16 protein-coding genes are annotated in these 17,533 nt (G+C 70.8%); 15 read left to right on the plus strand and 1 reads right to left on the minus strand.

Annotation, left to right across the window (positions count from 1 at the left end; genetic code table 11):
- The first annotated feature begins 107 nt into the window (after window positions 1-107).
- The 15 genes from pgsA to ABT078_RS05855 all read left to right on the plus strand — a co-directional run bounded on the left by pgsA (window position 108) and on the right by ABT078_RS05855 (window position 15,985).
- Window positions 108-773 carry a phosphatidylinositol phosphate synthase gene (pgsA, locus tag ABT078_RS05785; RefSeq protein WP_351224171.1) on the plus strand — a complete coding sequence of 222 codons (666 nt, stop codon included), beginning with the start codon at window positions 108-110 and terminating at the stop codon, window positions 771-773.
- Window positions 770-1,681, plus strand: a complete 912-nt coding sequence (locus ABT078_RS05790) for a phosphatidylinositol mannoside acyltransferase (RefSeq protein WP_351224173.1) — start codon at window positions 770-772, stop codon at window positions 1,679-1,681. The genes pgsA and ABT078_RS05790 overlap by 4 nt, the downstream gene beginning before the upstream one ends.
- Window positions 1,678-2,865: a glycosyltransferase family 4 protein gene (locus ABT078_RS05795; protein ID WP_351224175.1), complete on the plus strand. Its 1,188-nt coding sequence runs from the start codon at window positions 1,678-1,680 to the stop codon at window positions 2,863-2,865. The genes ABT078_RS05790 and ABT078_RS05795 overlap by 4 nt, the downstream gene beginning before the upstream one ends.
- Window positions 2,866-3,548: 683 nt before the next feature.
- The gene (locus ABT078_RS05800; protein ID WP_351224177.1) at window positions 3,549-4,088 is read left to right on the plus strand and encodes a hypothetical protein; all 540 of its coding nucleotides are present in this window, start codon (window positions 3,549-3,551) and stop codon (window positions 4,086-4,088) included.
- Window positions 4,089-4,260: 172 nt separating this feature from the next.
- A complete protein-coding gene (pdxS, locus tag ABT078_RS05805; RefSeq protein ID WP_351224179.1) occupies window positions 4,261-5,175 on the plus strand; it encodes a pyridoxal 5'-phosphate synthase lyase subunit PdxS in 915 nt (304 codons plus the stop codon).
- Window positions 5,176-5,181: 6 nt separating this feature from the next.
- On the plus strand, window positions 5,182-5,769 hold the full coding sequence (pdxT, locus tag ABT078_RS05810; protein ID WP_351224181.1) for a pyridoxal 5'-phosphate synthase glutaminase subunit PdxT: 588 nt from the start codon (window positions 5,182-5,184) through the stop codon (window positions 5,767-5,769).
- Between the two features lie 63 nt (window positions 5,770-5,832).
- Complete coding sequence (locus ABT078_RS05815; RefSeq protein ID WP_351224183.1) at window positions 5,833-6,585, plus strand: YebC/PmpR family DNA-binding transcriptional regulator; 753 nt, start codon at window positions 5,833-5,835, stop codon at window positions 6,583-6,585.
- A 143-nt stretch (window positions 6,586-6,728) separates the two neighbouring features.
- Window positions 6,729-7,262: a crossover junction endodeoxyribonuclease RuvC gene (ruvC, locus tag ABT078_RS05820; RefSeq protein ID WP_351224185.1), complete on the plus strand. Its 534-nt coding sequence runs from the start codon at window positions 6,729-6,731 to the stop codon at window positions 7,260-7,262.
- A complete protein-coding gene (gene ruvA / locus ABT078_RS05825; RefSeq protein ID WP_351224187.1) occupies window positions 7,259-7,870 on the plus strand; it encodes a Holliday junction branch migration protein RuvA in 612 nt (203 codons plus the stop codon). The genes ruvC and ruvA overlap by 4 nt, the downstream gene beginning before the upstream one ends.
- Window positions 7,871-8,045: 175 nt before the next feature.
- Window positions 8,046-9,143 carry a Holliday junction branch migration DNA helicase RuvB gene (ruvB, locus tag ABT078_RS05830; RefSeq protein ID WP_351224189.1) on the plus strand — a complete coding sequence of 366 codons (1,098 nt, stop codon included), beginning with the start codon at window positions 8,046-8,048 and terminating at the stop codon, window positions 9,141-9,143.
- Window positions 9,144-9,307: 164 nt separating this feature from the next.
- Window positions 9,308-9,787: a preprotein translocase subunit YajC gene (gene yajC, locus ABT078_RS05835; protein ID WP_351224191.1), complete on the plus strand. Its 480-nt coding sequence runs from the start codon at window positions 9,308-9,310 to the stop codon at window positions 9,785-9,787.
- Window positions 9,788-9,934: 147 nt separating this feature from the next.
- Window positions 9,935-11,665, plus strand: coding sequence for a protein translocase subunit SecD (gene secD, locus ABT078_RS05840; protein ID WP_351224193.1), 1,731 nt, complete (start codon window positions 9,935-9,937; stop codon window positions 11,663-11,665).
- A gap of 1 nt (window position 11,666) precedes the next feature.
- Window positions 11,667-12,779 carry a protein translocase subunit SecF gene (gene secF / locus ABT078_RS05845; protein WP_351224195.1) on the plus strand — a complete coding sequence of 371 codons (1,113 nt, stop codon included), beginning with the start codon at window positions 11,667-11,669 and terminating at the stop codon, window positions 12,777-12,779.
- Window positions 12,776-13,318, plus strand: coding sequence for an adenine phosphoribosyltransferase (locus ABT078_RS05850; RefSeq protein ID WP_351224197.1), 543 nt, complete (start codon window positions 12,776-12,778; stop codon window positions 13,316-13,318). Before secF ends, ABT078_RS05850 begins: the two co-directional genes overlap by 4 nt.
- A 168-nt stretch (window positions 13,319-13,486) precedes the next feature.
- Window positions 13,487-15,985, plus strand: coding sequence for a RelA/SpoT family protein (locus ABT078_RS05855; protein ID WP_351224199.1), 2,499 nt, complete (start codon window positions 13,487-13,489; stop codon window positions 15,983-15,985).
- Between the two features lie 166 nt (window positions 15,986-16,151).
- Here the strand turns inward: ABT078_RS05855 and ABT078_RS05860 are convergent, their stop codons facing one another.
- A complete protein-coding gene (locus tag ABT078_RS05860; protein ID WP_351224201.1) occupies window positions 16,152-17,381 on the minus strand; it encodes a DUF349 domain-containing protein in 1,230 nt (409 codons plus the stop codon).
- Window positions 17,382-17,533: the final 152 nt, after the last annotated feature.

Here is a 17,533-nt window from a genome sequence, read left to right on the forward strand (position 1 = left end):
ACGTCGTACGTGACCGGGGGAGTCCGCTGGCGCGGGACGGTCATGACTACGATGGGCGCGCCGGTGGCCACAAAGGGCCGCGCGGCCCACCGAACCTCGGGAAGGCCATGCTGAACAAGTACGCGCGTGCGTTCTTCACGCGTGTCCTCACACCGTTCGCCGCGTTTCTGCTCCGCCGCGGAGTGAGCCCGGACGCGGTCACGCTCATCGGCACGGGCGGGGTCATGGTGGGCGCGCTGGCGTTCTTCCCGCGCGGAGAGTTCTTCTGGGGGACCATCGTCATTACCCTGTTCGTCTTCTCGGACCTCGTCGACGGAAACATGGCGCGGCAGGCCGGGGTCTCCAGCCGCTGGGGCGCGTTCCTCGACTCGACGCTGGACCGGGTGGCGGACGGCGCGATCTTCGGCGGCTTCGCCCTGTGGTATGCGGGCAAGGGCGACGACAACGTGATGTGTGCAGTGGCCATCTTCTGCCTGGCGAGCGGCCAGGTCGTCTCGTACACGAAGGCACGCGGCGAGTCGATCGGGCTGCCGGTCGCGGTGAACGGGCTGGTGGAGCGGGCCGAGCGGCTCGTCATCTCCCTGGTCGCCGCGGGTCTCGCGGGACTGGGCGCCTTCGGGGTGCCCGGAATCCATGTGCTGCTGCCGATCGCGCTGTGGATCGTGGCGGTGGGGTCGCTGGTCACCCTGGGGCAGCGGGTGGTGACGGTGCGCCGGGAAGCGGCCGAGGCGGACGCGACGGCGTCCTCGGAGGGGAGTGGGGCGACGTCATGAGGGACCGGCTGACGGACACGCTGTACGGACTGGGCTGGGCCACGGTCAAGAAGCTCCCGGAGCCGGTCGCTGCGGCGCTCGGCCGGACCGTCGCCGACACCGCCTGGAAGAGGAGGGGCAAGGGCGTCCTGCGTCTCGAGGCCAATCTGGCACGGGTGGTGCCCGACGCGAGCCCCGAGCGGCTCGCCGAGCTCTCGAAGTCAGGCATGCGCTCGTACATGCGGTACTGGATGGAGTCGTTCCGGCTGCCCGCCTGGGACGAGGAGCGTGCGAAGCAGAGCTTCGACTTGAAGGACGTCCACCGTCTCACCGAGGCGATCGCCGAGGGCCGGGGCGTCGTCGCAGCGCTGCCCCACCTCGCCAACTGGGACCTCGCCGGGGTCTGGGTCACCCGCGCCCTCGGCATACCGTTCACGACGGTCGCCGAGCGTCTCAAGCCCGAGAGCCTGTACGACCGCTTCGTCGCCTACCGCGAGTCGCTGGGCATGGAGGTCGTGCCGCACACCGGCGGCTCGGCCTTCGGCACGCTGGCTCGCAGGCTGCGCGACGGCGGCCTGGTCTGCCTGGTCGCCGACCGCGACCTGTCCGCGTCGGGCGTCGAGGTGAAGTTCTTCGGCGAGACGGCCCGGATGCCCGCGGGGCCCGCCCTGCTCGCTCAGCAGACCGGGGCACTGCTGATGCCCGTGACCCTCTGGTACGACGACACGTCGGTGATGAAGGGCCGCATCCATCCGCCCGTCGACGTGCCCGAGACAGGTACCCGTGCCGAGAAGACGTCTGTCATGACGCAGGCGCTGGCCGATGCCTTCGCCACCGGAATCGCCGATCACCCGGAGGACTGGCACATGCTGCAGCGCTTGTGGCTCGCGGACCTGGACGACTCCGGCTCCGAGGAGTGGCGGACGTGAAGATCGGCATCGTCTGCCCGTACTCGTGGGACGTCCCGGGCGGCGTCCAGTTCCACATCAGGGACCTGGCGGAACACCTCATCGGGCTCGGCCACGACGTGTCCGTCCTCGCCCCTGCGGACGATGACACGCCGCTGCCGCCGTACGTCGTCTCCGCGGGCCGCGCGGTGCCGGTGCCCTACAACGGCTCGGTCGCCCGGCTCAACTTCGGCTTCCTGTCCGCGGCGCGGGTCCGGCGCTGGCTGCACGACGGCACCTTCGACGTCATCCACATCCACGAGCCGGCCTCGCCCTCGCTCGGGCTGCTGACCTGCTGGGCGGCACAGGGTCCCATCGTTGCCACGTTCCACACGTCGAACCCGCGGTCGCGGGCGATGATCGCCGCGTATCCGATCCTCCAGCCGGCCCTGGAGAAGATCAGTGCCCGCATCGCGGTCAGCGAATACGCGCGGCGCACGCTCGTCGAACACCTGGGCGGTGACGCGGTCGTCATCCCGAACGGTGTCGACGTCGACTTCTTCGCCCGGGCCGAGCCGCGGGCGGAGTGGCAGGGTGGGGGTACCACCGGCGAAGCCGGGGGGCGGACGATCGGCTTCATCGGCCGCATCGACGAGCCCCGCAAGGGCCTTCCGGTGCTCATGAAGGCGCTGCCGAAGATCCTTGCGGAGCGGCCGGAGACGCGGCTGCTCGTGGCGGGACGGGGCGACGAGGAGGAGGCCGTCGAGTCCCTCCCGAAGGAGATGCGCTCCCGTGTCGAGTTCCTCGGCATGGTCAGCGACGAGGACAAGGCGCGGCTCCTGCGCAGCGTCGACGTGTACGTCGCGCCCAACACCGGTGGTGAGAGCTTCGGCATCATCCTCGTCGAGGCGCTGTCGGCGGGCGCGCCGGTGCTCGCCTCCGACCTGGACGCCTTCACTCAGGTCTTGGACCAGGGCGCCGCGGGCGAGCTCTTCGCCAACGAGGACGCGGACGCGCTCGCCGCGACGGCACTGCGGCTCCTGGCCGACCCGGTGCGGCGCGAGGAGCTGCGGACGAAGGGCAGCGCGCATGTGCGGCGCTTCGACTGGTCGACGGTGGCGGCGGACATCCTCGCGGTCTACGAGACGGTGACGGACGGCGCGGCCTCCGTCGCCGCGGACGAACGCCCGGGCCTGATGGCCCGCTTCGGCCTGGCCCGCGACTAGCCCGCACTCGCGGCCCCGAACGGGCGGGGCGGGCGGGGACGGGCGTGCCCCAGCCCTCGGGCCCCTGGGGCAGCGCGGGCCTGCCCCGAGGCGCCGGGGCGCTGAGCCGGCCCCCCGGGCGCGGCCGGTGCCACCGGCTGGGCCGGAGTGTTCGTCCTGGAGGTCTGGACGGGCATGGGTGTGCCCCGTGCCGGCGATCCGGGTGTCCGTCTTCGAGCGCTGCACGGGCATGGGTGTGCCCCGGTACCAGCTGGGCGCAGGACGGGCGTGATGTGTGCGTCCCGGTACCAGCGGGGCGCGGGACGGGCGTGATGTGTGCGTCCCGGTACGAGCGGGGCGCGGGACGGGCGTGATGTGTGCGTCCCGGTACGAGCGGGGCGCGGGACGGGCTCGGAATCCCACGCCCGCCAGGGCGCAGGGACGGGGTCCGGGGCGGAGCCCCGAAAGCTGTGCCACGCCGAGGGTCCCCCCACGCCCGCCAGGGCATGGGGGAGGTCGGGGAGCGGGGATTCGCGGCGGAGCCCCCGCAACCGGCTTCCGGGGGCGGAGCCCTCAGTTCGGGAAGGGAAGGGGCGGGGCGGCGCGGGGCGGGGACAAGGCCCCCCGCAGGCGTCCCGGGCCGAGGACGCGGGCGCCGCCGTCGCCGTCCGGCCGCACTCCGTGCCCCGGTAGATTGGCCCGCCGTGACCGCAACCCTGATCTGGATCCTCGTCGCGCTCGTCGTCATCGGCCTCTACCTGAGCTGGACCGCCGGCCGCCTCGACCGCCTGCACGCGCGGATCGACGCCGCCCGTGCCGCCCTGGACGCCCAGCTTCTGCGCAGGGCCTCGGTCACCCAGGAGCTGGCCACATCGGGCGTGCTCGATCCGGCTGCGTCGATCGTGCTGTACGAGGCCGCGCACGCCGCCCGCCAGGCCGACGAGGAGCACCGCGAGGTCGCCGAGAGCGAGCTGAGCCAGGCCTTGCGGGCCGTCTTCGGGGAGCCGGAGCAGATGGAGGCGGTACGCGAGGCGCCCGGCGGCGAGGAGGCCGCGAACGAGCTCGCGGCGGCGGTACGGCGCGTACCCATGGCCCGTCGGTTCCACAACGACTCCGTGCGCGCGGCAAGGGCACTGCGCCGGCACCGCAAGGTCCGCTGGTTCCGCCTGGCGGGCCACGCGCCGTTCCCGATGGCGTTCGAGATGGACGACGAGCCGCCCACGGCGCTGGCGGACCGTCCCTGACCAGCCCTCCGGGCTCCTCGGCCGCCCGCTGCGAGCGGCAGCTCGTCGCCGGACGTTCGCCCCCGTTCTGCCGAAAAGGAGCCACACGCTACACATTGGCACTTGCAGTGGCCTGCTGCCGGACGGTTTCCTCTTCGGAGCACCAACCCGTCGTCACCGAGTGAGGTCGATCGTGTCCAGCACGTTCTCCAATTCCCCGCAGGCCCCCGAGACCGGCACCGCACGCGTCAAGCGCGGCATGGCCGAGCAGCTCAAGGGCGGCGTGATCATGGACGTGGTCAACGCCGAGCAGGCGAAGATCGCCGAGGACGCGGGCGCCGTCGCCGTCATGGCCCTGGAGCGGGTCCCGGCCGACATCCGCAAGGACGGCGGCGTGGCCCGGATGTCCGACCCGAACATGATCGAGGAGATCACCGAGGCGGTCTCCATCCCGGTCATGGCCAAGTCCCGGATCGGCCACTTCGTCGAGGCCCAGGTCCTGCAGTCCCTCGGCGTCGACTACATCGACGAGTCCGAGGTGCTGACCCCGGCCGACGAGGTCAACCACTCCGACAAGTGGGCCTTCACGACCCCGTTCGTCTGCGGTGCCACCAACCTGGGCGAGGCCCTGCGCCGCATCGCCGAGGGCGCGGCCATGATCCGCTCGAAGGGCGAGGCCGGCACCGGCAACGTCGTCGAGGCCGTGCGCCACCTGCGCCAGATCAAGAACGAGATCGGCCACCTGCGCGCCCTCGACCACAACGAGCTGTACGCCGCCGCCAAGGAGCTGCGCGCCCCGTACGAGCTCGTCGCCGAGGTCGCCCAGCTCGGGAAGCTTCCGGTCGTCCTGTTCTCCGCCGGTGGTGTCGCCACTCCCGCCGACGCCGCGCTGATGCGCCAGCTCGGCGCCGAGGGCGTCTTCGTCGGCTCCGGCATCTTCAAGTCGGGCGACCCGGCCAAGCGCGCCGCCGCCATCGTGAAGGCCACCACCTTCTACGACGACCCGAAGATCATCGCGGACGCCTCCCGCAACCTGGGCGAGGCCATGGTCGGCATCAACTGCGACACCCTGCCCGAGACCGAGCGCTACGCGAACCGTGGCTGGTAACCACCCATGAGCACCCCCGTGATCGGTGTCCTGGCTCTTCAGGGCGACGTACGGGAGCACCTGATCGCCCTGGCCACGGCCGACGCCGTGGCCAGGCCGATCCGGCGCCCCGAGGAGCTCGCCGAGGTCGACGGCCTCGTCATACCGGGCGGCGAGTCCACCACCATCTCCAAGCTGGCCCATCTCTTCGGCATGATGGAGCCGCTGCGTGAGCGTGTGCGCGCGGGGATGCCGGTGTACGGCACCTGCGCCGGTCTGATCATGCTCGCCGAGAAGATACTCGACCCGCGCTCGGGCCAGGAGACGATCGGCGGCATCGACATGATCGTGCGCCGCAACGCCTTCGGCCGCCAGAACGAGTCCTTCGAGGCCGCCGTGGCCGTCAAGGGCGTGGACACCCCCGTCGAGGGAGTCTTCATCCGCGCCCCGTGGGTCGAGTCGGTCGGCGCCGCGGCCGAGGTGCTCGCGGAGCACGACGGCCACATCGTCGCCGTACGGCAGGGAAACGCGCTCGCGACGTCGTTCCACCCGGAACTGACCGGAGACCACCGCGTGCACGCGCTGTTCGTCGACATGGTGCGCGCCGCGCACTGATCCGACCCCGGTAGGATCACAGGCGAACACAGCAGAGATTGGTTACGCGAAGGAGACAGGCAGATGTCCGGCCACTCTAAATGGGCCACGACGAAGCACAAGAAGGCCGTGATCGACGCCAGGCGCGGCAAGCTCTTCGCGAAGCTGATCAAGAATGTCGAGGTCGCGGCGCGCACGGGCGGCGCCGACATCGACGGCAACCCGACCCTCTTCGACGCCATCCAGAAGGCGAAGAAGAGCTCGGTCCCGAACAAGAACATCGACTCGGCGGTCAAGCGTGGAGCCGGTCTCGAGGCCGGCGGCGCCGACTACGAGACCATCATGTACGAAGGCTACGGCCCGAACGGTGTCGCGGTGCTCATCGAGTGCCTCACCGACAACCGCAACCGCGCCGCCTCCGACGTCCGCGTGGCCATGACCCGCAACGGCGGCTCCATGGCCGACCCCGGCTCCGTGTCGTACCTCTTCAACCGCAAGGGCGTCGTGGTCCTGCCCAAGGGTGAGCTGTCCGAGGACGACGTCCTGGGCGCGGTCCTGGACGCGGGCGCCGAAGAGGTCAACGACCTCGGCGAGAACTTCGAGGTCATCAGCGAGGCCACGGACCTGGTCGCGGTCCGCAGCGCCCTCCAGGAGGCCGGGATCGACTACGAGTCGGCCGAGGCCAGCTTCGTCCCGACCATGCAGGTCGAGCTGGACGAGGAAGGCGCCCGCAAGATCTTCAAGCTGATCGACGCGCTGGAGGACAGCGACGACGTGCAGAACGTCTTCGCCAACTTCGACGTGTCGGACGACGTCATGGAGAAGGTCGACGCCTGATCCCGCTTCGCACGACGGGCCGACGGGGGCATTCCTCGTCGGCCCGTCGCGTTGTCGGCCGCTGTCAGTGCGAGCCGATAGCCTGCACGAACTGGGGGTACCTCCCGGCGGTGGCCGGGGCAGAACGACGAAGGGGTGGGCGCGTGCGTGTTCTGGGCGTGGACCCGGGGCTGACCCGGTGCGGCATCGGCGTGGTCGAGGGCGTCGCGGGCCGACCGCTGACGATGCTCGGCGTCGGTGTCGTCCGCACCCCGGCCGACGCCGACATCGGCCACCGGCTCGTCGCCATCGAGCGCGGCATCGAGGAATGGCTGGACACGCACAGGCCCGAACTGGTCGCGGTCGAGCGGGTGTTCAGCCAGCACAACGTGCGTACGGTCATGGGCACGGCGCAGGCGAGCGCGGTCGCCATGCTGTGTGCCTCCCGCCGTGGACTGCCCGTCGCGCTCCACACGCCCAGCGAGGTCAAGGCCGCCGTCACCGGCAGCGGCCGCGCCGAGAAGGCCCAGGTCGGCGCCATGGTGACCCGGCTCCTGCGGCTCGACGCACCGCCGAAGCCGGCCGACGCCGCCGACGCGCTCGCCCTCGCCATCTGCCACATCTGGCGCGCCCCCGCCCACAACCGCCTCCAGCAGGCGGTCGCCGCACACCACGCACTGAAAGGGCGTACCGCATGATCGCCTTTGTGAGCGGCCCGGTCGCCGCTCTCGCTCCGACGACCGCCGTGATCGAGGTCGGTGGCATCGGCATGGCTGTGCAGTGCACGCCGAACACGCTCTCGGAGCTGAGGGTCGGTCAGGAGGCCAGGCTCGCCACGTCGTTGGTCGTCAGGGAGGACTCACTGACGCTGTACGGCTTCGCGGACGACGACGAGCGCCAGGTCTTCGAGCTGCTCCAGACCGCGAGCGGCGTCGGCCCGCGCCTCGCCCAGGCGATGCTCGCCGTGCACAGCCCGGACGCTCTGCGCCTCGCCGTGGCCACGGATGACGAGAAGGCGCTGACCGCCGTGCCGGGCATCGGCAAGAAGGGCGCCCAGAAGCTGCTCCTGGAGCTGAAGGACCGCCTCGGCGAGCCCATCGGCTCCTCGGCGCGCGCCGGGGGAGCGCCCGTCAGCCAGTCGTGGCGCGACCAGCTGCACGCCGCCCTGATCGGCCTCGGATACGCCGGCCGTGAGGCCGACGAGGCGGTCGTCGCGGTGACGCCGCAGGCGGAGGCGGCAGCCGGTGAGCCGCATGTCGGCCGGCTGCTCAAGGCCGCCCTCCAGACCCTGAACCGCACCCGCTGACGCCGCGCCCCGCACGGGGCGGGACCAGACACCGAGACCGACCGTCCGGCACCGAGACCGATCGCCGGGCACCATCCGACCGCCAGCCGCCATGACCGGCCACCGGCGATCCGCCCACGCCGTATCGCCGGCCGCGGACCGGGGCCGGCCCGAGAAGGACCGCGAGGCACACCTCATGGATTGGGACGACACCAGCAGCGAGACGTCGGCCGCCGCCGCGGCCGACCGCCTCGTCGGGGCATCCGCCGACGGCGAGGACCAAGCCGTCGAGGCCGCCCTGCGACCCAAGTCGCTGGACGAGTTCGTCGGTCAGGAGCGCGTGCGCGAGCAGCTCGACCTTGTCCTGAAAGCGGCCCTCGCACGCGGTGCCACCGCCGACCACGTCCTGCTCTCCGGCGCACCCGGACTCGGCAAGACCACCCTCTCCATGATCATCGCCGCGGAGATGGGCGCCCCGATCCGCATCACCTCGGGGCCCGCCATCCAGCACGCGGGCGACCTGGCCGCCATCCTGTCGTCCCTCCAGGAGGGCGAGGTCCTCTTCCTCGACGAGATCCACCGCATGTCCCGGCCCGCCGAGGAGATGCTCTACATGGCGATGGAGGACTTCCGCGTCGACGTGATCGTCGGCAAGGGCCCCGGCGCCACCGCCATCCCGCTGGAGCTGCCGCCGTTCACCCTGGTCGGCGCCACCACGCGCGCAGGGCTGCTGCCCCCGCCGCTGCGCGACCGCTTCGGCTTCACCGCGCACATGGAGTTCTACGAGCCCGCCGAGCTGGAGCGCGTCATCCACCGCTCGGCCCGGCTCCTCGACCTGGAGGTGGACACCGAAGGCGCCGCGGAGATCGCCGGCAGGTCCCGCGGCACGCCCCGTATCGCCAACCGGCTGCTCCGCCGTGTCCGGGACTACGCCCAGGTCAAGGCCGACGGGAGGATCACCCGCGACATCGCCGCCGTGGCCCTCGGCGTCTACGAGGTCGACGGCCGCGGGCTCGACCGGCTCGACCGGGCCGTGCTCCAGGCCCTGCTCAAGCTGTTCGGCGGCGGACCCGTCGGACTGTCCACGCTGGCCGTGGCCGTGGGGGAGGAGCGCGAGACGGTCGAGGAGGTCGCCGAGCCCTTCCTCGTACGGGAGGGACTGCTCGCCCGCACCCCGCGTGGCCGGATCGCGACACCCGCGGCATGGGCCCATCTCGGCCTCGTACCGCCCCAGCACGGCGGCGGAGCGAACGGCGCGGGCGCAAGCGGACAACAGGGTCTGTTCGGGACGTGACGGCGCGGAGGGTCGCCGGGCCGGGAACCACGGTGCCATGCTGGGCGTTGTTCCAACGATGCGGACTCGCTTAGACTCCGCCGATGCCGCCCTTCAGGGTCGGCTTGCCCACCCCCGTAGATCAGGCCGCTCCCCGGCGCGGTCGTGCGAAGGAATTCCGTCCCGTGGATATCGTGACCCTCCTCCCCTTCATCGTGCTCATCGGGGCCATGTTCCTGATGACCCGCTCCGCCAAGAAGAAGCAGCAGGCGGCGGCGAACATGCGGAACCAGATGCAGCCCGGCACGGGTGTGCGGACCATCGGCGGTCTGTACGCCACCGTCAAGGAGGTCAACGACGACACGGTCGTCCTCGAGGCCGCGCCCGGCGTCCACCTCGTCTTCGCGAAGAACGCCATCGGTGCGGTCCTCGATGACGCCGAGTACAACCGGATCGTGCACGGCGACGATGACGACGCTCTCAAGAGCGACACCCCGGTCGTCCCGGACGACGCCTCCTCGCTGACCGAGGACGCCAAGGACGACAAGATCGACCTGGGCAAGAAGGACGCCGAGGCGGAAGGCGCCGGCTCCGCGCCCGAGGCCAAGGACGCCAAGGACGCCAAGGACGACGAGAAGACCGACGGCGACACCGACGCGAAGTAACAGCGACCGGGGACCGCGGGACGCCCACCGGCGACGACCGCGGTCCCCCGTTCGTGCCGAACACTGCGGGGGCAGGTCCCCACAACACTTCGTGGCCGCCCCGTCGCACACCCGGCGCGGTGCGGTTGGACAGGGAGAATCGAGAAGGTGGCAGCACCGAAGAAGGGCCGAAAGGCGCCGGGAGGTCAGGGGAGGCCGGGGCGCACCCTCGCGCTGATGCTGATCGTCATGGCCGCTCTCCTCGGCGGGATGTTCTGGTCCGGGGACACCACACCGCGACTGGGTATCGACCTCGCGGGCGGTACGACGATCACGCTCAAGGCCGTGGCGGAGCCCGGCAAGGAGAGCGCGGTCAACGAGACCAACATGAACACTGCGGTCAGCATCATCGAACGCCGTGTCAATGGTCTGGGAGTCTCCGAGGCCGAGGTCCAGACCCAGGGCCGCGAGAACATCATCGTCAACATCCCCAAGGGGACGAACTCGGAGCAGGCCCAGAAGCAGGTGGGCACCACGGCCCAGCTGTACTTCCGGCCCGTGCTGAACGTCGCGGCCGGTGGTCCCGTGGCGCCGGAGCCCTCCGCGAGCACTTCTCCGAGCGCCGGTGACGACGGCAAGGACAAGGCGACCGCCCCGTCCGGTACGCCGACCGCCAGCCCCACCACGCAGGGACGTGCCGTCACCGACGCCCTGAAGGCGCCTTCGCCCACGCCGACCGGCTCCGCGCCGACCCCGCCGGCTGCGACGCCGACGCCGCCGCCTGCCGACCCGGCGACCGCCGCGCTCCAGCAGAAGTTCACCGAGCTGGACTGCCTCGACCAGAAGGCCCGTGTCGACGCGGCCAGGGGTGCCAAGCCCGAGGACACCATCGTCGCCTGCGGCAAGAACAGCGCGGACCAGTGGGAGAAGTACCTCCTGGGCCCGGCCGAGGTCGACGGTCAGGACGTCGACAGCGCCAAGGGCGTGCTGGACCCGCAGCGCGGCATGTGGATCGTCCAGATGGACTTCACGAGCGAGGGCTCGAAGAAGTTCTCCAAGATCACCGGCAAGCTGTCGCAGCAGCCTTCGCCGCAGAACCAGTTCGCGATCGTTCTCGACGGCGATGTCGTCTCGGCCCCGCAGGTCAACCAGACGCTCAGCGCCAATGCCGAGATCTCCGGCAGTTTCACCCAGCAGTCCGCCCAGGACCTGGGCAACATCCTCAGCTACGGTGCGCTTCCGCTGAGCTTCAACCAGGAGACGGTCACCACCGTCACCGCCGCGCTCGGCGGTGAGCAGCTCAAGGCCGGCCTCATCGCGGGCGCCATCGGCCTCGCGCTCGTCGTGATCTACCTGGTGGTCTACTACCGCGGTCTGTCGGTCGTCGCCCTGCTCAGCCTCATGGTCTCGGCGATCCTCACGTACTCCCTGATGGCGCTGCTCGGCCCGGCCATCGGCTTCGCGCTGAACCTCCCGGCGGTCTGCGGCGCCATCGTGGCGATCGGTATCACCGCCGACTCGTTCATCGTGTACTTCGAGCGCATCCGTGACGAGATCCGCGAGGGCAGGACGCTGCGCCCGGCCGTCGAGCGTGCCTGGCCGCGCGCCCGGCGCACGATCCTGGTGTCCGACTTCGTGTCGTTCCTCGCCGCCGCCGTGCTCTTCATCGTCACGGTCGGCAAGGTCCAGGGCTTCGCGTTCACGCTCGGCCTGACCACCCTGCTCGACGTCGTCGTGGTGTTCTTCTTCACCAAGCCGCTGATGACGCTCCTCGCCCGCAGGAAGTTCTTCGCGAACGGTCACCCCTGGTCCGGACTGGACCCGAAGCGGCTCGGCGCCAAGCCGCCGCTGCGCCGCTCGCGCCGTGTCTCCGCCCCCATCGACCCGAAGGAGGCGTGAGATGTCGCGTCTCGGCACCATCGGCGCCAGGCTCTACCGCGGCGAGGTCGGCTACGACTTCATCGGCAAGCGGAAGATCTGGTACGCCGTCTCGATCCTGATCACCATCACGGCCATCGTCGGCCTGGCGGTGCGGGGTCTCAACATGGGCATCGAGTTCAAGGGCGGTGCCGTCTTCACCACCCCGAAGACGAGCGTGTCCGTCTCCCAGGCCCAGGAGTACGCGCAGGAGGCCTCCGGGCACCCCGCAATCGTGCAGGAGCTCGGCAACGACACGCTGCGCATCCAGGTCAGCGAGCTGACCACCGCCGAGGCCGGCGAGGTGGGCAAGCAGCTCGCCCAGGACATGGGCATCAAGGGCGAGATCAACGCGGAGCTGGTCGGCCCCAGCTGGGGTGAGCAGATCGCGAACAAGGCGTGGACCGGCCTCGGCGTGTTCATGCTCCTCGTGGTGATCTATCTGGCGATCGCCTTCGAATGGCGCATGGCCGTCGCCGCCCTCATCGCCCTGATCCACGACATCACGATCACGGTCGGTATCTACGCCCTGGTCGGGTTCGAGGTCACGCCGGGTACGGTGATCGGTCTGCTGACCATTCTCGGTTATTCGCTGTACGACACGGTGGTCGTCTTCGACAGCCTCAAGGAGGGCACGAAGGACATCACCAAGCAGACCCGCTGGACGTACAGCGAGATCGCCAACCGTTCCATCAACGGCACGCTGGTGCGCTCGATCAACACCACGGTCGTGGCGCTCCTGCCGGTCGCCGGTCTGCTGTTCATCGGCGGTGGCTTCCTCGGCGCGGGCATGCTCAACGACATCTCGCTGTCGCTGTTCGTCGGTCTCGCGGCCGGTGCGTACTCGTCGATCTTCATCGCCACTCCGCTGGTCGCCGACCTGAAGGAGCGCGAGCCGCAGATGAAGGCCCTGAAGAAGCGGGTCCTCGCCAAGCGCGCGGCCGCCGCCAAGGGCGAGTCCGCCGACGACGCCGACGCGGAGGGTGCTGCGGCCGAGTCGTACGACGACGTTCCGGATGCGGCCACGGCCGCCGGCACCGTCGTCGGTCAGCGCGGCCGCGGCCACGGCCGCCCCTCGTCGGGGAAGCGCCGGTGACCGAGAGCAGGCGGGAGCTGCTGCTCAGCCGCATCCGTGACGTGCCGGACTATCCGAAGCCGGGCGTGATGTTCAAGGACATCACGCCGCTGCTCGCGGACCCGGCCGCGTTCACGGTGCTGACGGAGAGCCTCGCCGAGCTGTGCGCACGCCACGGCGCGACGAAGATCGTCGGCCTCGAGGCCCGCGGCTTCATCCTGGCCGCGCCCGTCGCGGTCCGGGCCGGCATCGGGTTCGTGCCCGTACGCAAGGCGGGCAAGCTCCCCGGAGCCACCCTGTCGCAGGCGTACGAGCTGGAGTACGGCACGGCCGAGATCGAGGTGCACGCCGAGGACCTCGGCGCGGACGACCGCGTCATGGTCATCGACGACGTCCTCGCCACCGGCGGCACGGCGGAGGCCTCGCTGGAGCTGATCCGCCGGGCCGGCGCCGAGGTCGCGGGCGTCGCGATCCTCATGGAGCTGGGCTTTCTCGGCGGGCGTGCCCGCCTGGAGCCCGCCCTGCGCGGCGCCCCGCTCGAGGCTCTGATCACGCTCTGAGCGTCTCAGGACCCGCAAACGGCGGTACGGAACGGGCATCCGGGAACACCGGGTGCCCGTTCCTCGTTGTGGACAGTCCCCCGTCCCGGGGCGAGGTGAACGCCCGAGGTCGATACGATGGCCTTTCCGGGCCTGACCGGGGGACCCGGATCCGCACGAGGAGTGCTCTTGCCAGACGAGGCCCAGCCCGCCACCGCGCAGCCCGAGCGACAGGCCGACAAGGCTGTGGCGGACCCTGTCACGCCCGAGAAGAAGTCCGCGGACAGCGCCGGGTCCGTGGCCCCGACGGAGCGTGCGAACGGCTCGGCCCCCGCTCCCACCCCGGTGACCGCCCCGAAGCCGCCGCCCGCCCCTCCGACGCGCTCGGGCGGTTCGTCGAACCGGGTCCGCGCCCGCCTCGCCCGTCTCGGCGTCCAGCGCTCCAGCCCGTACAACCCGGTCCTCGAGCCCCTGCTGCGGATCGTCCGGAGCAACGACCCGAAGATCGAGAGCTCGACGCTGCGCCAGATCGAGCGGGCCTACCAGGTCGCCGAGCGCTGGCACCGCGGGCAGAAGCGCAAGAGCGGCGACCCGTACATCACGCATCCGCTCGCCGTCACCACCATCCTCGCCGAGCTCGGCATGGACCCCGCGACCCTGATGGCGGGACTCCTGCACGACACCGTCGAGGACACCGAGTACGGCCTGGACACGCTGCGCCGCGACTTCGGCGACCAGGTCGCCCTGCTCGTCGACGGCGTCACCAAGCTGGACAAGGTCAAGTTCGGCGAGGCCGCGCAGGCCGAGACCGTACGCAAGATGGTCGTCGCCATGGCCAAGGACCCGCGCGTCCTGGTCATCAAGCTCGCCGACCGTCTGCACAACATGCGGACGATGCGCTACCTCAAGCGGGAGAAGCAGGAGAAAAAGGCCCGCGAGACCCTGGAGATCTACGCCCCGCTGGCGCACCGGCTGGGCATGAACACCATCAAGTGGGAGCTGGAGGACCTCGCCTTCGCGATCCTCTACCCCAAGATGTACGACGAGATCGTGCGGCTCGTCGCCGAGCGCGCGCCCAAGCGCGACGAGTACCTCGCCATAGTGACCGACGAGGTCCAGTCCGACCTGCGCGCCGCCCGCATCAAGGCCACCGTCACCGGCCGCCCGAAGCACTACTACAGCGTTTACCAGAAGATGATCGTCCGCGGCCGTGACTTCGCGGAGATCTACGATCTGGTCGGCATCCGCGTCCTCGTCGACACCGTCCGCGACTGCTACGCGGCGCTCGGCACCGTCCACGCCCGCTGGAACCCGGTTCCGGGGCGGTTCAAGGACTACATCGCGATGCCGAAGTTCAACATGTACCAGTCGCTGCACACGACGGTCATCGGACCCAACGGCAAGCCCGTCGAACTCCAGATCCGGACGTTCGACATGCACCGCCGCGCCGAGTACGGCATCGCCGCGCACTGGAAGTACAAGCAGGAAGCCGTCGCCGGCGCCTCCAAGATTCGCACAGACGTCCCGAAGGCGACGGGCAAGGACAAGGACGCCATCAACGACATGGCGTGGCTGCGGCAACTCCTCGACTGGCAGAAGGAGACCGAGGACCCGGGCGAGTTCCTGGAGTCCCTGCGCTTCGACCTGTCCCGCAACGAGGTCTTCGTCTTCACGCCGAAGGGCGACGTCATAGCGCTCCCCGCGGGCGCCACCCCCGTCGACTTCGCGTACGCCGTCCACACCGAGGTCGGCCACCGCACCATAGGCGCACGCGTCAACGGCCGCCTCGTACCGCTCGAATCCACCCTGGACAACGGCGACTTGGTGGAGGTCTTCACCTCCAAGGCCACCGGCGCCGGCCCCTCCCGCGACTGGCTCGGCTTCGTCAAGTCGCCGCGGGCGAGGAACAAGATCCGGGCCTGGTTCTCCAAGGAGCGCCGGGACGAGGCGATCGAGCAGGGCAAGGACGCCATCGCCCGCGCCATGCGCAAGCAGAACCTGCCGATCCAGCGCATCCTCACCGGCGACTCGCTGGTGACGCTGGCGCACGAGATGCGGTACCCGGACATCTCCTCGCTGTACGCGGCGATCGGTGAGGGCCATGTCGCCGCGCAGGGCGTCGTCCAGAAGCTCGTCCAGGCCCTCGGCGGCGAGGAGGCCGCCACCGAGGACATCGCCGAGTCCGTCCCGCCGTCCCGCACCCGCGGGCGCAAGCGTCGCGCCGCCGCCGACCCCGGTGTCGTCGTCAAGGGCGTCGACGACGTCTGGGTGAAGCTCGCCCGCTGCTGCACGCCCGTCCCCGGCGACCCCATCATCGGTTTCGTCACCCGCGGCAGCGGCGTCTCGGTCCACCGGGCGGACTGCGTCAACGTGGACTCGCTCTCCCAGCAGCCCGAGCGGATCCTCGACGTCGAATGGGCGCCCACCCAGTCCTCGGTCTTCCTGGTCGCCATACAGGTCGAGGCCCTGGACCGCTCCAGGCTCCTCTCGGACGTCACCCGCGTGCTGTCGGACCAGCACGTCAACATCCTGTCGGCGGCCGTCCAGACCTCCCGAGACCGCGTCGCCACCTCCCGCTTCACCTTCGAGATGGGCGACCCCAAGCACCTCGGTCATGTCCTCAAGGCGGTCCGGGGCGTGGAGGGTGTGTACGACGTGTACCGGGTGACCTCGGCACGCAGGCCGTGACTCCGAGCCCGTCCTGCGGTCGCAGACGGCCCCACGAACCGCCCGGCCCACGCACCACGGGCTGACGGGCTCACCGGCCGGTAACGGACGACGAGCCCGCCGCGCACGGCCGAAGGGCCCGGCAGCAACCTCGCTGCCGGGCCCTTCGCCGCGCTGCGGGCGACCGTCAGCCGCCGAACTCCTCCAGGCCCTTCAGCGCCTGGTCCAACAGCGCCTGCCGGCCCTCGAGCTCCTTCGCCAGCTTGTCCGCCCTGGCGTTGTTGCCCGTGGCACGCGCCGCGTCGATCTGCTGACGCAGCTTGTCGACCGCCGCCTGCAGCTGGCCGGTCAGACCCGCGGCACGCGCCCGCGCCTCCGGGTTGGTGCGGCGCCACTCGGCCTCCTCGGCCTCCTGGATCGCCCGCTCCACCGCGTGCATCCGGCCCTCGACCTTCGGGCGGGCGTCGCGCGGGACATGCCCGATGGCCTCCCAACGCTCGTTGATGGAACGGAAGGCGGCACGGGCAGCCTTCAGATCCGTCACCGGCACGAGCTTCTCGGCCTCGGCCGCCAGCTCCTCCTTGAGCTTCAGGTTCTCCGTCTGCTCCGCGTCCCGCTCGGCGAAGACCCCGCTGCGCGCGGCGAAGAAGACGTCCTGGGCGCCGCGGAAGCGGTTCCACAGGTCGTCCTCGTGCTCGCGCTGGGCGCGGCCCGCGGCCTTCCACTCCGTCATCAGCTCGCGGTAGCGCGCGGCCGTGTTGCCCCAGTCCGTCGAACCGGACAGCGCCTCGGCCTCGGCGACCAGCCGCTCCTTGGTCTGCCGGGCCACCTCGCGCTGCGCGTCCAGCGAGGCGAAGTGCGCCTTGCGGCGCTTGGAGAACGCCGAGCGCGCGTGCGAGAAACGGTGCCACAGCTCGTCGTCGGACTTCCGGTCGAGCCGGGGCAGGCCCTTCCAGGTGTCCACCAGCGCGCGCAACCGCTCGCCGGCCGCCCGCCACTGCTCGCTCTGCGCCAGCTCCTCGGCCTCCGTGACCAGCTCCTCCTTGGCGCGCCTGGCCTCGTCGGTCTGCTTGGCCTTCTGCGCCTTGCGCTCCTCACGGCGCGCCTCGACGGTCGCGACGAGCGCGTCCAGGCGCTTGCGCAGGGCGTCGAGGTCACCGACGGCGTGATGCTCGTCGAGCTGGTGACGGATGTGATCGATGGCGGCCATCGCATCCTTGGCCGACAGATCGGTGGTCTTCACCCGCTTCTCGAGGAGGCCGATTTCGACAACCAAGCCCTCGTACTTGCGCTCGAAGTAGGCCAGTGCCTCCTCGGGAGTTCCGGCCTGCCACGATCCGACGACCTGCTCGCCCTCGGAAGTCCGCACGTACACGGTGCCCGTCTCGTCGACGCGGCCCCACGGGTCGCTGCTCACAGCGCCTCCTCCACATGATGCCTGCGAGGGGGGTGCTCCCCCTGGGCATCGTCCACAGTTTCCTGGACGGGCCTCGCCCGTCTTCCACAGCGCGAGTCAGCCCGCGCTGCACAACGCCAATCTAGGCGACCGGCCGCCCGGCTGTCCGCACT

Source organism: Streptomyces sp. NPDC002133 (genome assembly GCF_040296405.1).
Classification (GTDB): domain Bacteria; phylum Actinomycetota; class Actinomycetes; order Streptomycetales; family Streptomycetaceae; genus Streptomyces.

What these genes read in the sequence shown, in the direction of transcription:
- ABT078_RS05790 (WP_351224173.1), top strand. Translation starts at nt 770, where the DNA reads ATGAGGGACCGGCTGACGGACACGCTGTACGGACTGGGCTGGGCCACG.
- pdxT (WP_351224181.1), top strand. Translation starts at nt 5,182, where the DNA reads ATGAGCACCCCCGTGATCGGTGTCCTGGCTCTTCAGGGCGACGTACGG.
- ABT078_RS05815 (WP_351224183.1), top strand. Translation starts at nt 5,833, where the DNA reads ATGTCCGGCCACTCTAAATGGGCCACGACGAAGCACAAGAAGGCCGTG.
- ruvB (WP_351224189.1), top strand. Translation starts at nt 8,046, where the DNA reads ATGGATTGGGACGACACCAGCAGCGAGACGTCGGCCGCCGCCGCGGCC.
- secF (WP_351224195.1), top strand. Translation starts at nt 11,667, where the DNA reads ATGTCGCGTCTCGGCACCATCGGCGCCAGGCTCTACCGCGGCGAGGTC.
- ruvA (WP_351224187.1), top strand. Translation starts at nt 7,259, where the DNA reads ATGATCGCCTTTGTGAGCGGCCCGGTCGCCGCTCTCGCTCCGACGACC.
- pgsA (WP_351224171.1), top strand. Translation starts at nt 108, where the DNA reads ATGCTGAACAAGTACGCGCGTGCGTTCTTCACGCGTGTCCTCACACCG.